16 protein-coding genes are annotated in these 15,073 nt (G+C 70.3%); 5 read left to right on the top strand and 11 right to left on the bottom strand.

Translation table 11 applies throughout. From position 1 onward, the window contains the following. Position 1: 1 nt before the first annotated feature. The 11 genes from glgX to ACFYMU_RS06720 are packed head-to-tail and all read right to left on the bottom strand — an operon-like array spanning position 2 to position 10,864. Positions 2-2,146: a glycogen debranching protein GlgX gene (glgX, locus tag ACFYMU_RS06770; RefSeq protein ID WP_388368868.1), complete on the bottom strand. Its 2,145-nt coding sequence runs from the start codon at positions 2,144-2,146 to the stop codon at positions 2-4. Then, positions 2,143-2,484: an STAS domain-containing protein gene (locus tag ACFYMU_RS06765; protein WP_388368865.1), complete on the bottom strand. Its 342-nt coding sequence runs from the start codon at positions 2,482-2,484 to the stop codon at positions 2,143-2,145. Before ACFYMU_RS06765 ends, glgX begins: the two co-directional genes overlap by 4 nt. Beyond that, positions 2,481-4,316 (bottom strand): AGE family epimerase/isomerase, encoded by a 1,836-nt coding sequence (locus ACFYMU_RS06760; RefSeq protein ID WP_388368862.1) that lies wholly within the window; start codon positions 4,314-4,316, stop codon positions 2,481-2,483. The genes ACFYMU_RS06765 and ACFYMU_RS06760 overlap by 4 nt, the downstream gene beginning before the upstream one ends. After that, complete coding sequence (locus ACFYMU_RS06755; protein WP_388368859.1) at positions 4,309-4,740, bottom strand: VOC family protein; 432 nt, start codon at positions 4,738-4,740, stop codon at positions 4,309-4,311. The genes ACFYMU_RS06760 and ACFYMU_RS06755 overlap by 8 nt, the downstream gene beginning before the upstream one ends. Beyond that, positions 4,740-5,354: a DJ-1/PfpI family protein gene (locus tag ACFYMU_RS06750; protein ID WP_388368856.1), complete on the bottom strand. Its 615-nt coding sequence runs from the start codon at positions 5,352-5,354 to the stop codon at positions 4,740-4,742. The genes ACFYMU_RS06755 and ACFYMU_RS06750 overlap by 1 nt, the downstream gene beginning before the upstream one ends. Continuing rightward, positions 5,347-6,948 carry a GMC family oxidoreductase gene (locus tag ACFYMU_RS06745; protein ID WP_388368853.1) on the bottom strand — a complete coding sequence of 534 codons (1,602 nt, stop codon included), beginning with the start codon at positions 6,946-6,948 and terminating at the stop codon, positions 5,347-5,349. Before ACFYMU_RS06745 ends, ACFYMU_RS06750 begins: the two co-directional genes overlap by 8 nt. Before the next feature lie 11 nt (positions 6,949-6,959). Next, entirely contained in the window at positions 6,960-7,340 is a 381-nt protein-coding gene (locus tag ACFYMU_RS06740; RefSeq protein ID WP_388368850.1) for a nuclear transport factor 2 family protein, read from the bottom strand. Positions 7,341-7,388: 48 nt separating this feature from the next. After that, positions 7,389-7,844 carry a nuclear transport factor 2 family protein gene (locus ACFYMU_RS06735; protein WP_388368847.1) on the bottom strand — a complete coding sequence of 152 codons (456 nt, stop codon included), beginning with the start codon at positions 7,842-7,844 and terminating at the stop codon, positions 7,389-7,391. A gap of 19 nt (positions 7,845-7,863) precedes the next feature. Continuing rightward, positions 7,864-8,310, bottom strand: a complete 447-nt coding sequence (locus ACFYMU_RS06730) for a nuclear transport factor 2 family protein (protein WP_388368844.1) — start codon at positions 8,308-8,310, stop codon at positions 7,864-7,866. A 38-nt stretch (positions 8,311-8,348) separates the two neighbouring features. After that, the gene (locus ACFYMU_RS06725) at positions 8,349-9,995 is read right to left on the bottom strand and encodes a thiamine pyrophosphate-binding protein (protein ID WP_388368841.1); all 1,647 of its coding nucleotides are present in this window, start codon (positions 9,993-9,995) and stop codon (positions 8,349-8,351) included. A gap of 44 nt (positions 9,996-10,039) precedes the next feature. After that, a complete protein-coding gene (locus ACFYMU_RS06720) occupies positions 10,040-10,864 on the bottom strand; it encodes a type 1 glutamine amidotransferase domain-containing protein (protein WP_388368838.1) in 825 nt (274 codons plus the stop codon). A 293-nt stretch (positions 10,865-11,157) separates the two neighbouring features. On the opposite strand from ACFYMU_RS06720, the gene ACFYMU_RS06715 reads away from it, so the two are divergent. From ACFYMU_RS06715 to ACFYMU_RS06695, 5 genes are all read left to right on the top strand, one after another. Beyond that, positions 11,158-11,424, top strand: a complete 267-nt coding sequence (locus tag ACFYMU_RS06715) for a UBP-type zinc finger domain-containing protein (protein WP_388368835.1) — start codon at positions 11,158-11,160, stop codon at positions 11,422-11,424. Beyond that, the gene (locus ACFYMU_RS06710; protein ID WP_388368832.1) at positions 11,421-13,199 is read left to right on the top strand and encodes an FAD-dependent oxidoreductase; all 1,779 of its coding nucleotides are present in this window, start codon (positions 11,421-11,423) and stop codon (positions 13,197-13,199) included. Before ACFYMU_RS06715 ends, ACFYMU_RS06710 begins: the two co-directional genes overlap by 4 nt. 92 nt (positions 13,200-13,291) lie before the next feature. After that, positions 13,292-13,861 (top strand): hypothetical protein, encoded by a 570-nt coding sequence (locus tag ACFYMU_RS06705; RefSeq protein WP_388368829.1) that lies wholly within the window; start codon positions 13,292-13,294, stop codon positions 13,859-13,861. 352 nt (positions 13,862-14,213) lie between these two features. Then, complete coding sequence (locus tag ACFYMU_RS06700; protein WP_388368826.1) at positions 14,214-14,549, top strand: putative quinol monooxygenase; 336 nt, start codon at positions 14,214-14,216, stop codon at positions 14,547-14,549. Continuing rightward, positions 14,546-15,055, top strand: a complete 510-nt coding sequence (locus ACFYMU_RS06695; RefSeq protein WP_388368823.1) for a group II truncated hemoglobin — start codon at positions 14,546-14,548, stop codon at positions 15,053-15,055. Before ACFYMU_RS06700 ends, ACFYMU_RS06695 begins: the two co-directional genes overlap by 4 nt. The last annotated feature ends 18 nt before the right edge of the window (positions 15,056-15,073 follow it).

The following is a 15,073-nucleotide window of genomic DNA, read 5'->3' as shown; positions in this document are numbered from 1 at the left end:
GTCAGGCTCCTTGGCTCGGGGACGAGGGTGCGCGCCCGACGAGGACCACGACCGAGCGCGGCCCCATCAGATAGCTGCCGGGGTTCTCCAGCGCGGGCTCCTCGCCCAGCGGGTGCAGATCGTGGGGCGCCGCGGCCCCGGTGTCGGCGAACAGATGCCACGCGCGCCCGCCGGGCAGGCCGGGCAACTGCATTTCGTGGGACTCCCAGTGGGCGTTCATGGCGATGTAGACGACGTCCTCGTCGCCGGGACCGCTGCGCATCACGGCCAGCAGCCGGCTCTCGTCCGACCAGTCCGGCTCCCAGGCGCGCGTGCCGTGCCAGCTGATGTCGGGAAGCCCGGTGGTGGCCACCGGCATGCCGGTGGCGTGCTGGGTGGTGCGCAGTTCGGGGTGCGCCGCCCGGAAGGCGATCACGCCCCGGGTGAAGCGGAGCAGCTCGGCGTTGGTCTGCGCCAGCTCCCAGTTGGTCCAGGACAGTTCGCTGTCCTGGCAGTAGGTGTTGTTGTTGCCCTGCTGGGTGCGGCCGATCTCGTCGCCGGCGAGGATCATCGGCACACCCTGGCTGGTGAGCAGGATCGCCAGCGCGTTCTTCATCTGGCGCAGGCGCAGCGCGTTGATCTCCGGGTCGTCGGTCGGCCCCTCGGCGCCGTGGTTCCAGCTGTCGTTGTCGTTGGCGCCGTCGTTGTTGCCCTCACCGTTGGCCTCGTTGTGCTTGTCGTTGTACGAGACCAGGTCGGCGAGCGTGAACCCGTCGTGCGCGGTGAGGAAGTTGACGGACGCGGTGGTGCCGCGGCCCGCGTACAGGTCCGGTGAGCCGGCGATCCGGGTGGCCAGGTCGCCGACGACTCCGGAGTCGCCCTTGAGGAAGCGGCGCACGGTGTCCCGGTACTTCCCGTTCCACTCGGCCCAGCGTCCGTAGGCGGGGAAGTTGCCGACCTCGTACAGCCCGGCCGCGTCCCACGCCTCGGCGATCAGCTTGGTGTGCCGCAGCACCGGGTCGTGGGCGAGCATCTCCAGCAGCGGCGGGTTGGGCAGCGGCGTGCCGTCCGGGGAGCGGCCGAGGATCGCCGCGAGGTCGAAGCGGAACCCGTCGATGTGGTAGTCGGCGACCCAGTGCCGCAGGCAGTCCAGCACGAATCCCCGCACCACCGGGTGGTTGCAGTTGACGGTGTTGCCGGTGCCGCTGAAGTTGAAGTAGTAGCCCTCGGGCGTGAGCATGTAGTAGGTGGCGTTGTCGAGCCCCTTGAAGGAGATCGTCGGGCCGTGCTCGTTGCCCTCGGCGGTGTGGTTGAAGACCACGTCGAGGACGACCTCGATGCCGGCCGCGTGCAGGTCCTTGATGAGGGTGCGGAACTCGTCGCCCTGCATCCCGTACCGGCCCGTGGCCGCGTAGCCCGCCTTCGGCGCGAAGAACGAGACCGTGTTGTAGCCCCAGTAGTCGTACAGCCGCTCCCCGGTCGCCGGGTCGCTGCGCGGGTTGTCCGTCTCGTCGAACTCGAACACGGGCAGCAGCTCTATGCAGTTGACGCCCAGCTCCCTGAGGTACGGGATCTTCTCCCGCAGCCCGGCGAAGGTGCCCGGCGCCCGTACCCCCGACGAGGGGTGCCGGGTGAAGCCGCGCACATGGGTCTCGTAGACGACCAGGTCCTCCGCGGGGATGCCGGGCGGGACGTCCTCTCCCCAGTCGAAGTCCTGGAGGCAGACCCGGGAGCGGTAGGGGTAGACGTCGTCCCGGTCCGGTTCGGTGCCCCACACGTCCCGGCCGGAGATCAGCCGGGCGTAGGGGTCGCTGAGGATGCGCCGCGGGTCGAACCGGTGCCCCGAGACCGGGTCGAAGGGGCCGTCGGCCCGGAAGCCGTACTCGATGTTCTCGTGGTCGAGGCCGAACACGGTCATCGCGAAGACGCTTCCGGTCCGGAACTCCGGGGGGAACTCCAGTTCGGCCATCGGCTGCCGCTCGCCCCGCCGGAACAGGACGAGGGTCATCGACGTCGCCTGGTCCGAGAAGACCGCGAAGCTGACGCCTCCGGGCACGACGTACGCGCCGAAGGGGTAGGGCTTGGCCGCACGGACGCCGTAGCCGGACACACGGTGGGTCGGGTAGGCGTCGATGCGCTGCAGGGTGTCGGGGAACTCGGTGGTCATGTCGCGGTCCGTTCCGCCCCGGTCGGGCGCGGTTCGCCGGCGTCGAAGAAGTCGAGGAACCCGGTCGCCGACATCACGAACCGGACCTCGTCCCCGACCCCGCTCAGCGTCACCGTGGCCCCCGAGTGCTGGGCCTCCCGGTAGACGACGAGCAGGGTGCGCAGACCGGCGCTGGAGACGTACGAGACGGCTTTGAGGTCGATGCGGAGGGTCTTGCCCGAGCGCACCAGCGGCAGCAGCCGTTCCAGCAGCGTCCCGGACGTCTCGCTGTTGATCTCGCCGGTCAGTGCGATGACCGTGGCCGTCCTGGTACGCCGCTCCTTGAGAGCGAGAGTCATCGGTGGTCCTTCCCCCTGGACACCGGACGCAGCCGCACCTTGACCCTGACCCGCTCCTGCACGTCGGGAAGCTTCACGGTGAGGTCGTCGGCGTCGAAGTTGTCGTACTCCTGTCCGTCGATCTCGACGGAGGCGATGGTGACGGAGCCGGCCGGGAGCAGGTCGGGTGAGACCCGCAGGATCCGGCCGGGCAGGTCGGACGGGTCGGGCTTGAAGTGGAAGTCCATCTCCCGCCCGGAGATGAGCAGGTTGTTGTAGACCGCGGCCAGGTAGCACAGCTCGGCCGAGTGGTACATGGACATCGAGTGGCTGCCCTTGAGCCGCTCGGTCCCCAGCAGGTAGGGCGTGCCGGCGGCCAGGACGTTGAAGTAGACGGCGCCCTCGTCGTGGTCGAGGAAGAAGGTGTTGTAGAACGCCTCGGCCTGCCGTGCCTCGCGCCGGAAGTCCTCGCCGCCGAGCGTGCCGTGCAGGATCAGATAGGCGAGGATCGCCTGCTCCTGCTGCCACCACGCCTTGCGGTCGTGCCAGGCGAAGCGGAACTGCTCCTCGCCGTCGCCCTTGAGGCGCTCGACGACGTCGTACCAGCCGCCGCGCTGCCGGTCGCTGCCCACCTCGGGCATCAACTGACCTATCTGCGCGGCCAGTTCCCGGTACGCCGGCTTGGCCTTCAGCGAGTTCATCCGCATCAGGTTCCAGGCGATCTTGAGGTTGTGCCCGACGACGGCGCGGTTCTGCTGCCAGCTGTGCGCGGTGTCGTGCGACCAGTCGCGGTGGAAGCGCTCCTGGACGAACGGGCTGGTCTTGTAGTCGGGGAACTTGTCCGCGATGGTGTCGAAGGTGTACTCGAGGAAGTCCGCGTACTTCTGCTCGCCCGTCGCCAGATACAGGTTGATCAGGTACGCGGGGGCGTGGTCGCCCACCGAGTTCCAGTTCTTGCGCTCCCGGTTCTCGCCCAGCGACTCGTGGTCGGCGCTGAACAGGATCGGGTCGATGTGGGAGTAGTAGCCGCCCTGCTCCCGGTCGAGGAAGAACTTGTCGAACAGGCGCACCGTGGCGTCCGCGTCGTTCCTGATCCGGGCGTCGCCGGTGATCCGGTACGTCTGGATCGGGCCGGCGAGCGCGTAGATCTGCTCGTACATCGGGATCGCGTCGTAGTCGTCGGAGAACTCCGAGGTGAACAGCTTGCGTTCGCTGTCCCCGTCGATGCTGATCCCGTGGTACCAGTAGACGACGTCCTCCTCGGCGTCGACCACGCGCATGTGCTTGCGCAGGTACTCGGTGCCGCGTTCGGCCACCTCCAGGTACTCGTCCTTGCCCGTCAGCAGGTACGCCGACGCCATGCCGTAGACGAGCCGCGAGATGGTGTCGGTCTCCTGGACGTGGCTCGCGGTCTTGTCGCCGCCGAGGCGGATCTGTGTGCGGTACTCGCCGAAGTCGACCGGCCCGTCGCCGAACTGCGCCTTCCGGTAGAAGGCGGCGAGGGACTCGATCTGCTTGATCCACCAGCTGCCCTCCTCGAACCGGAAGTCCTCGGCGCCGCGGCCCAGGAACACCAGCCGCTTGGCCTCGAACCGGCCGCCGCCGTCCGGGTAGTGGATGCCGTACGCGAACAGGAACCGGCCGGGCGAGAGCATCTCGTCGATGTGTCCCGAGGCGTCGTGGTACGGCTCGTCGAGGTTGCGCACCAGTTCGGCGCTGGGCCCGCCGGCGAGCGAGACCTCGAAGCTGCGGCCGTCGGCGGTGTGCAGCGTCAGCGACCGGGTCTCGGAGTCGAAGTGGTCGACGTATCCGGCGATCGTGTCGGAGAAGGAGAAGGTCACGGCCTCAGCCATGTCGGACACCGTCCTTTGTGTCTGTGTCGTCGTCCTCGAAGCCCTGGCTGACCTCGACGATCACTCCGTCCGGATCGCGCACCCAGACCGTGCGCCAGCCGCAGATGAAGTCGTCGAAGTCCAGCGGGCCGAGGGTGATGTCGGCCTCGTCGCCCAGCTCGGCGAGGAAGGCGTCGACGCTGTCGGTCTGGAAGGCGAGATGACGCATGGCGCCGGGCTCCCCGGGCCCGTCGCCCGCCGCCACCGCCGCAGGACCGGATGCGGCCGGGAACAGCTCCAGGTAGGCGTCGCCGCGGCGCAGGAAGACGATCTCGGAGTCCCCCAGGTCGACGACCCGGGCCCGGGTGAAGCCGAACCAGCGGGTGTAGAACTCCTCCGTGGTCTTCTGGTCCCTGCAGTTGAGCCCCACGTGCGAGAAGCGCATCAGGAACCACCGCCCCGCCCCGCCCGCGCCGTGACGAGCTCGATGATCCTGCGGGCGAACAGGTGGTGGTGGCCGCCCGTGCGCCCGGTGACCAGATCGCCGTCGACCACCACGTCCTCGTCGACGTACTCGGCACCCATGTTGCGCACGTCGCCGACGAGGTTGTTGTGGCAGACGACCTTGCGGCCGCGGATCTTCTCGGGGATGGACGAGGCCAGCCACATGCCGTGGCAGATGATGCCCTTGAGCACGGTCGGCTCGTCGAACGCACGGCGCAGGAAGTCGGTGGCCGGGGCCGGCCGGTCGACGTCCTCGGTGTAGCGCAGCCGGTCGGAGACCATGCCGGAGGGCACGATGACGGCGGCGTAGCGGCGCAGCTGCTCGTCGGTCAGGCCCTCGAAGGTCTTGTCCGCGGTGAACGGGGCGCGGTACTCGTGGCCCTGGAAGGTGATCGAGTCGTTGCCCCACAGGCGGGTGAGGAAGTCGACCTCGGCGCCCTCCTCCGCGAACCTGCGCTGGTAGTAGGCGATCTCCGGCTCGAAGAAGTCGCTCTCGATGAGCACGGCGAGGCGGAGGCCGGTCAGCGGTCCCTCGCGCAGCACCACGTCAGACACGACTGACCCCCTTGACGAGGTCGGACGCCCGTTCGGCGATCATGACGATCGCGGTGTGGCAGTTGCCGGACGGCACGGCCGGCATGACGCTCGCGTCGACGACCCGCAGGCCCCGCACCCCGTGCACCCGCAGCTCGGGGTCGACGACGGACAGGTCGTCGACACCCATGCGGCAGGAGCCGGACTGGTGGTGGTAGCTCTCCGACTTCTGCCGCACGAAGGCCCGCAGCTCGTCGTCCGTGACCGTGCCCGGGCCCGGCTGGAGCTCCTGCTTGTACCAGGGCTTGAAGGCGGAGGTGGCGAAGATCTCGCGGGCGATCCTGACGCCCTGCACCATGCGCTCCAGGTCCCAGCGGTCGCCCAGGTAGTTGGGGTTGATCAGGGGCTTGGCCAGCGGGTCGCGGTCGGCGAGCCGGATCCAGCCGCGGGAGACGGGCCGTACGACGCCGGGCAGGATGCTCACCGTGTTCGGGTGACTCTGGCCGACGATCACGTCGAACGGCACGTGCACGAACGCGATCTGCAGGTCGGGGGCGGGCAGCCCCGGCTGCGAGGCCAGGAACAGCGCGCTCTCCGACAGGTTCTGCGCGGGCGGCGGCAGCTCCTGGGAGACCTCGGCCATCAGCCCGGTCAGCACGTGGTTGTGGAAGTTCTCGCCGACTCCGGGCACCGCGGCCGTCACCGGGATGTCGAACTCCCGCAACCGGGCGGGGTCGCCGATGCCGGACAGCAGCAGCAGCTTCGGCGACTCGATGGCGCCGGCCGCCACGATCACCTCGCGCCGGGCCCGGACGGTGTGGGTGCCGGGTGCGACGGTGTCGCTGGGCAGGAGGCGCCCGGGCACGTCGGCGGGCTCCTCGGTCTGCACGTACTCGGCGCCGACGCAGGTGTCGCCGTCGAACAGCAGCCGGGTGGTCTGCGCGCTGGTGCGCAGGGTCAGGTTGGGGCGGGCGAGCGCGGGTTCCAGATACGCGGCCAGGGTGCCCTGCCGCCGGCCGTCGGCGACGTCGATGTGGTGCCAGCCGGTGCCGAACAGGCCGCGGTTCGGGCCGTCGATGTTGAAGTCGGGGATCTCCTGGTGGCCGAGTTCGACGGCGGCGTCGATGAAGGCCCGGGAGACCGGGTTGGGGCCGTGCGCGCCCGCGTTGGTGACCCGCTGCGGTCCCTTGGTGCCGGTGGTGGGCGCGGTGACGTCCTCCTGCGCCTCCAGGAGCGCGAAGTACGGCAGCACGTCCTCGTAGCCCCAGCCCGCGGCGCCCTGGTAGGCCCAGTTGTCGAAGTCCGAGGCGTGGCCCCGGATGTGCATCATGATGTAGAGGTTGCTGCTGCCGCCGGGGGCCTTGCCGCGCGGCTCGTACACACTGCGTCCGTCGAGTCCGGGCTGCGGGACACCGGTGTAGCCCCAGTCGATCGGCCCGCCCAGCAGCTTGTACCAGGACGGCGGGTCGTCCACCTCCGGCGGGATGCGGTTGCCGCCCGCCTCCAGCACCAGCACCGTGGTGCCCGGGTCCTCCGAGAGCCGGTTCGCCAGGACGCTGCCCGCCGCACCGGCCCCGATGACGATGTAGTCGTACTCGTTCACACGCTGCGTCATGGTCGGCTCCCTCAGACCTGCGACAGGACCTGGAACGGGACCGTGTCGTGGAAGTTCGCCATGTAGGCGATCCGTCCGTCGGCGATCCGGAAGAAGTTCATGACCTCCGCCTCGATGGCCTTGCCCGAGGCCCTGCTGACGGCGTTGAGACGCGACACGACGGCGGCCTTCGAGCCGTCGGCGTCCACCACCACGTGCACCGGCTCGTTGCGGAACGCGGCGTACATGTCCCCCATGCCGGCCATCATCGAGCGGAGCTTGGCCAGCCCCTCGATGTGCCCGGCGAGCTGTTCGTCCATGACCTGGTCCTCGGCGAACAGGTCGCACCAGCGGTCCCAGTCACCGGCGTTGGCGTACTCGTAGTACCTGGTGAGCACCTCGTGGGCGTCCACGGCGGGTCCCCTCTCTCACGGTCGCGGTGCGGTCGGTCGGCGGTACGGTCAGTCGGCGGTGCGCGTCCCGCCGGGTCCGAACGGTGCCCAGAACTGGCTGAAGGCGGTGGCGTCGTCGCCGAACAGGCCGTCGCGGCCCTCGACGATGCGGCCGTCGCGCCAGCGCATGAAGTGGAAGACCTTGCAGTCCATCCGCTCGTACGGGGAAGCGCTGTCCTCCGGGGCGCCGGCCCGCAGGCCGGCGTTGTGGCACACGTCGGCGGAGCAGTCGTCGCCGACGAGGATCACCTCACGGTCCATCCGGAAGGTGCCGCCGGTGAGTTTGCCGGTGCGGGCCATCAGGTCGAGGAACGCGTCCAGCGACTCGTACCAGCCGGCCAGCGGGTGGTTGCCGGGGACCAGCCAGCGCAGGTCCTCGGCGTAGTACTCCAGGATCCGGGCGCGTACGCCCGAGCCGAGCGCGCGGTAGGCGGCCTCGACCCGCTCCCGTGTCACCATCGTCATCGCCGTCGCCTCCCGCGCCTCAGAGGGAGCCCGAACCCGGCATCGGGTCCAGGGCGTTGACGATGTAGGTGCTGATCCGCGGGCCGTCGGCGCCCGGCACCACGATCCACGTCTGGTCGGCGTCGAAGCCGAGCCACTCGCTCCTGGCGGCCGGGGCCTTCCACACCTTGGCCTGCCAGTTGACGAGGACCCGCACGGTCGCACGGTCGCCCTCGACGACGGGCTCCACCGCGGTGACGGTGTGCACCTCGTCGAAGAACAGGTGGGTGACGGCCTCGTACCAGCGGGCGAAGCCGTCGTGGCCGAGGAAGGTGTCCTCCGGGACCTTGAACTCCAGGTCCTCGGTGAGCATGGGGAGCACCTCGGCCAGCGGAATGTGCCGGTCGAGTGCCGTGTACCAGGTCCCGGCGAAGGCGCGGATCGCGTCCTCGGTCAGCTTCTGCTTCTGCTTCTGCGCGTCGGGCATGCGCACGGACCTCCTCGTCGTGCGTAGGGATGGGATGTTCAGACCTGCAGGTCGACCAGGAACGGACCCGGGTGGGCCAGCATCCGCCGCACCGCGTCGGCCGCCTGCCCGGGCTTCTCGACCCGGAGGCCGTCCGCGCCGAGGGCGCGGGCGAGTGAGGCGAAGTCGATCTCCGGGTGGGAGAGGTCGAAGGACCGCGGGAAGGAGTGCTCCGGGATGGCCCGCTCCTTCCAGTACTGCGCGATGTTGTCGTCCAGCAGCCGGTACTTGTGGTTGTTGCAGACCACGAACTTCGCGGCGATGCCGTACCGGGCCGCCGTCCACAGCGCCTGGTAGGTGTACATGGAGCCGCCGTCGCCGGTGAAGCCGACGACCGTGCGGTCCGGGTGGGCCAGCTTGGCGCCGATCGCACCGGGAATGCCGACACCGAGGGATCCGCCGCGGGTCACGTGGTAGTCGCCGGGACGGTCCGGCGGGAGGTACGCGGTCACCAGCGGCGAACTGGTCAGTGCCTCGTCGAAGACGATGAGGTCGCCGCCGGTCTGCTCGGCGAGCGCGTGCAGGAACGCCTCGATCGGCGTGCCGTCGTGGCCGGCGCGGACGAACGCGGCCCGGGCCCGGTCGCGTTCGGCGGTGCGGACGGCCAGCCGCTCCGCCGCGGCGGAGCGGCGCTCCGCGGTGAGCCGCCGCTCCAGCGAGGTCGCGAGCGCGCGCAGGGCCGGCTTGGGGTCGGCGACGATGCCGAGGTCCACCGGGTGGTTCTTGGCGATCTCGTACGCGTTGAGATCGATGTGGACGATCGCCGCGCCGTCCGCGAAGGGGCTCGCCAGCTCCGGGAACACCTCGGGGAACACATAGGTGCCCACGACGAGGACCGCGTCCGCGTCCCGCACCAGTTCCCTGCTGTGCTCGCCGAACATGTGCCCGGTGGCGCCGCGGTGCAGCGGGTGCGAGGCCGCCATGGTGACCTCGGAGTAGTCGACGTCCCACACATCGGCGCCGAGCAGCTCGGCGACGGCGGTGAGTTCGGTCTGCGCCCCGGCGGTGCTCACCCCGTCTCCGGCCAGGATCAGCGGGCGGCGGGCGTCGGCCAGCAGCACGGCGGCCTGGGCGATGCTCGCCTCGGAGGGGGCGGCGTCGGTGCGCGGGACGGCCGTCGGGACGACGGGCTCCGGGTCGGGCGCGTCGAGGACGTCCATGGGCAGCGCCACGAAGACGGGGCCGCGCGGCGGCGTCAGCGCGATCTTCAGGGCGCGGCGGACGGTCCGCAGGACCGAGGCCGGGTCGGTGACCCGGGTGGCGTACTTGGTGACCGGGCGCGCCATCGCGACCAGGTCGGACGCCATCTGGGCGTCCATCACGTCGTACTTCACGCCGGCGTCACCGGCGACGACGACCAGCGGGGTGTGACCGCGCAGCGACTGGTAGAGCATGCCGATGCCGTTGCCCAGGCCCACTCCCGAGTGCAGCTGGAGCAGCGCGGCCCCGCCGGTGGCCCGTGCGTATCCGTCGGCGATTCCCGCGGCCACCGTCTCCTGGAGCGAGAGGATGTACCGGAAGTCCTCGGCGGCGTCGGCCGCGTCCAGGAATCCCTGCTCCACGGTGCCCGGATTCCCGAACATGAAGTTCAGGCCGTCCGCCTTGAACTGCTCGATGAGCTTCTTCTTGCCCGGCTCTGCCGTCATGAATTGCCTCCGGATTCCCGAGGACTCGCTGTCATCTCCCGGAATTACCAGCCGTACCGGGTGAGGCCGTTCTCGAGGACCTCCACGATCTTCTGGCCGGTGAGGTACGAGTCCGGGGTCGAACGGCCCGTGACGAAGGGGTAGTCCACGATCACCGAGAGCGGATGGCCGAAGTTCCCGTGATAGGCGCCGTCGGGTCCGGTGGCGTCACGGAGGATGTACTCCAGCGGGTACGGCGGCGGACCCATGTTGAAATCGGTGCCGAGGAATCCGGTGCCGTCCTTGTAGTCGTACTCCTTGCAGTGCCCGGTGACGTGCTTGCCCCAGATGATCGACCTGCGGTCGCCCCAGTCGCGGGCGAAGGCGAGGCAGGCGACGCCGTAGCACTCGGCGGCGACCACCTTCCCGGCCTCCTTGAAGGCGAGGATCAGGGCGTGCACGCGCTCGTTGTTGGCGAGGTCGGCGATGGGGCCGCTGCCGCCGACCACGAGGATCGCGTCGTACTCCCGGACGTCCTCGGCGAGCCGGTCGAGGTCGCGGTGGTACTGCTCCAGCTTGCGCAGATAGTCCTCGTCGCTGGTGTAGGGCCGCTCCGGGACCCAGGCCGAGATGTCGACCGCCTTGTCGAGCCGGCCGCCCTCGTCGAACTCGCGGCCCAGCCGGGCGTTCTCGGCGGTGGTGACGCTGCGGCCCAGCGGCGGGTCGACGTAGTTCTCGTCGAGGCTGGGCGGAAGGGCGTGCGCCCGTTTTCCGGTGGGCGTCGCGAAGACGACCTCATAACCCTGTTCGTCGAACTCGGACACCGGGCCTATGAGTTCTTCTGCCCAATATCCGTGCTCGGAGACAATGACCAGAATCTTCCTGCTCACGGATCCTCCTGGCTGCCTTTGTCGTTTGCTCAACCCACCCTGCGCGGACCGACGGCCGAGGTCCAAGAGAACCGGTACGACTTCTTGAGGTAGGGATTTCGGCGCGGCCCGGACATCAGGGAGTCGCCCGGCGACCTCAGGAAGTGGCAAGAGAACTTCAGGAAGTGACGCCGGGACTTCCTGAGGTCCGCAGGCATGCGGAAGGGGAGCGTGGCACGCGCACCTAGTGTTGATGTTGTCGCACCCCCGTCCCACGCAAAGAAGTCTTCAACCCCCGATCAGAAGGACTTCCGATGACCAGCAGGTGTACGCATCTGGAAGGGATGCGCCCGGTGACGGCCGGCACCGAGGGATGCCAGGAATGCCTGGCCCTCGGCGATGTCTGGGTCCATCTGAGGATCTGCCTCAGCTGCGGACACGTCGGCTGCTGCGACTCCTCCAAGAACCGCCACGCCACGAAGCACTTCCATGCCTCCGGGCACCCGATCGCCGCCTCGCACGAGCCCGGTGAGGCGTGGGCCTGGTGCTACGTGGACCGACTCATGATGGAGCTGGCATGAACTGGGGAAAACACGGCAGGACGAGCCGCGGCTCGGGCGGGACCGTGACCGCCGAGCGTGACAGGGACCCCGGGTCCGCCGCGACCCGGCGCGCCGCGACGGGCACCACGGAGGAGAGCCGCAAGCCGGTGATCCTCGCGGTGGACGACGACCCGCAGGTGCTGCGGGCGGTGCGCCGCGATCTGCGCACGGCCTACGGCGACCGGTACCGGATCCTCGGTGCCTCCTCCGCCACCGACGCGCTGAAGATCCTCGACTCGCTGGACGAGCGCGGCCACGACCCGGCGCTGTTCCTCGTCGACCAGCGGATGCCGGAGATCACCGGGGTCGAGTTCCTGCTGGAGGCGGTCAGCCGGTTCCCGGACGCCCGGCGGGTCCTGCTCACCGCGTACGCGGAGACCGAGGCGGCGATCACCGCGATCAACCAGGTCCGCCTGGACTACTACCTGATGAAGCCCTGGGACCCGCCGCACGAGCGGCTGTTCCCGGTCCTGGACGACCTGTTGTCGGACTGGCTGGCCAGCTACCGCCCCGCCTACGACGGCATTCTGGTGGCCGGCCACCTGGTGGCTCCGGGCACGCACGCGGTGCGGGACTTCTTCACCCGCAACGGCCAGCCGTTCAAGTTCCTGAACGTGGAGCGCGATCCGGAGGCCCTCGCCCTGCTGGCGGAGCGGCCCGGCGCCGCGCTGCCGCTGGTGCGGTTCCCGGACGGCGCGCTGCTGTCCGCGCCGAGCGACGCCGAGCTCGTCGCGCACCTCGGGCTGACGACGACCGCGTCACGGCCGCACTACGAGTGCGTCATCGTGGGTGCGGGGCCGGCCGGGCTCGCGGCGGGCGTGTACGCCGCGTCCGAGGGGCTGAGCACCCTGCTGGTGGACTCGCGGGCGCCCGGCGGGCAGGCCGGCACCTCCTCGCTGATCGAGAACTACCTCGGCTTCCCGTCCGGCCTGTCCGGCGGCGACCTCACCCGGCGGGCGACGGCCCAGGCGGCCCGGTTCGGCGCGGAGATCCTGCACCCCGTCGAGGTGGTCGGGCTGACCCGCGACGATCCCGCGAAGATCCTGACGCTGGCGGACGGCACGGAGATCAGCGCCGAGACGGTCCTGCTGTCCATGGGCGTCGCCTACAACCGGCTCCAGGCGCCGGGCGCCGAGAGGTTCGAGGGCGCGGGGCTGTACTACGGGGCGGCCACGACGGAGAGTTCCGCCTGCATCTCGCAGCACGTGTTCATCATCGGAGGCGCCAACTCGGCGGGGCAGGCGGCGGTGCACTTCGCCAAGTACGCGGCGCAGGTGACGGTCCTGGTGCGTGCGGCCTCGCTGTCCGCGAGCATGTCGCAGTACCTGATCGACGAGATCGAGCGGACCCCGAACATCGAGGTCCGGGTGCGGACCACGGTGCGGGAACTGATCGGCGGCGACCACCTGGAGCGGATCGTGCTGCACGACGCCGCGACCGGCGAGGACACCGAGGAGCCGTGCAGGTTCGTCTTCACGTTCATCGGCGCCCGGCCGCACACCGACTGGCTGGAGGGTGTCGTCGAGCGCGACGGCCACGGGTTCGTCCTCACCGGCTCCGATCTCGTCACCAACGGGGGAGAACTGCCCGCCGAGTGGCCCCTGGAGCGCGCGCCGTACCCGCTGGAGACCAGCGTGCCCGGCGTCTTCGCGGCCGGCGACGTGCGCGCCCACTCGGTCAAGCGGGTCGCCTCCGGAGTCGGTGAGGGGTCCATGGCGATCTCGCTGATCCACCGCTACAGGTCGATGGGCTGACCGGTCCGTCCGACCGGCTTCCGCCGGGTCCGGCCGGGCCGCCTCTCCGACGTCCCCTTGCCAGGGCGGCGCGCGCGAGTAACGTTGCTTACATGATTACACCGCAACAGCGTGAGAGGCTCCGCGGCTGGTTCGCCGGCAGGCTGCCGGACGATCTCTTCGAGAGCCTGGTGGAGGTGACGGTGGACCGCGAGGAGATCACCGTCGTCGGCCGCATCCCGGAACCACGGCTCGCCGACTCGACGTCGGACGCCGCGCGGGAGGCGGCCGTGCAGGGCCGCGTCCAGGAGTTCCGGGAGCGCACCCGTGAAGAACGCATGGCCGTGGCCCGCGAGGCCGAGCACCGGTTCCGGCGGAAGGTCTCGTGGGGCGTGGAGTGCGGGGGGCAGCGGGTCCTGTTCACCCATGTCGCGGCCCCGGTGATGACCCGGCTGCGCCAGCCGGAGCGCCAGGTCCTCGACACCCTCATCGCGGGCGGTGTGGCCCGCAGCCGCAGCGACGCGCTCGCCTGGTGCGTCCGGCTCGTCCAGCGCCACACCGACGAGTGGCTGAGCGACCTGCGGGACTCGCTGGAGCACGTGCAGCGGGTCCGCGCGCAGGGACCCGACACCGACGCCGATCCCGAGGAGGACGAGACGCCCCCGCCGCCGTCGTCCGACTGACCCGCCGCCGGACCACCACCGCGGCGGCGTCCTTCGCCGATGCCGATGCCGATGCCGATGCCGATGCCGATGCCGACGTCTGACGACGTCTGACGGCGTCGCCGACGTCTGACGGCGACGCCCGGCCGCCACCCGCCCGGCCGCGGCTGCCACCCGCCCGGCCGCCACCCGCCCGGCCGGCCGCCACCGTCCGGCCGGGCCCGCAGGTGCGGACCGTCCGGCCGCGGCCACCGACGGTATCCGGACAGGTCTCGGGGCGAATGCCCGGACCGCCTGACGGCCCGCGACAAACCGGGCAAGCTACCTGCCGGGGCCCGAGCCCTCGCACACCCGACGACAGGAGAGTCACAGCATGACCACGACCGTCGAGTACATCCGCTACCGGATCGCCTCAGACGATCAGCCGGCCTTCGAGGACGCCTACCGCAAGGCCGCCGAGTCGCTGGCCGCGGCGCCCGAGTGCATCGACTACGAACTGGCGCACTGCCAGGAGGAGCAGGACCGGTACATTCTGCGGATCCGCTGGACGTCGGTCGAGGACCACCTCCAGGGTTTCCGCCGGGGCGAGCACTTCCCCGCCTTCTTCGGCGCGATCCGGCCGTACGTGGCGTCGATCGAGGAGATGCAGCACTACCTCACCACCGATGTCGTCGGCACGGGAAAGGCCGCGGGACAGGAGCAGCTGTGACCGAGCAGTCCGTCGTGGACGGCAAGCACGCCCCCGACAAGCCCGGCACGCCCACCCTCCACGAGTGGGCGGGCGGTGACGAGGCCCTGGGCCGCCTCACCGAGGTGTTCTACGGCCATGTCCTGAAGGACCCGCTCCTCGCACCCCTGTTCGCCGGGATGGACAAGGAGCACCCCCGGCACGTCGCCAAATGGCTCGCCGAGGTCTTCGGCGGACCCACGGCCTACACCGCCGAGCGCGGCGGCCACCCGCACATGGCGCGCATGCACCTCGGCCGCGGCATCACCGAGGCGCAGCGCCGCCGCTGGGTGAGCCTGCTGCAGGACACCGCCGACGAGGTCGGTCTGCCCGCGGACCCCGAGTTCCGCGCGGTGTTCCTCTACTACATCGAGTGGGGCACGCGCATGGCGCTGGTCTACTCGGGTGACGACCCGCCGCCGGTGGACGCGGCCGAGGTGCCCCGCTGGAAGTGGGGCCAGACCCCGCCCTGGCAGCCGAACGGCTGAGCCGTCACAGGCCCCCGG

Origin of the sequence: Streptomyces sp. NPDC007264 (assembly GCF_042869095.1) — a bacterium.
Classification (GTDB): domain Bacteria; phylum Actinomycetota; class Actinomycetes; order Streptomycetales; family Streptomycetaceae; genus Streptomyces.
Note: the sequence above shows the minus strand (reverse complement) of the source record. Positions and strands in the feature narration are given on the sequence as shown.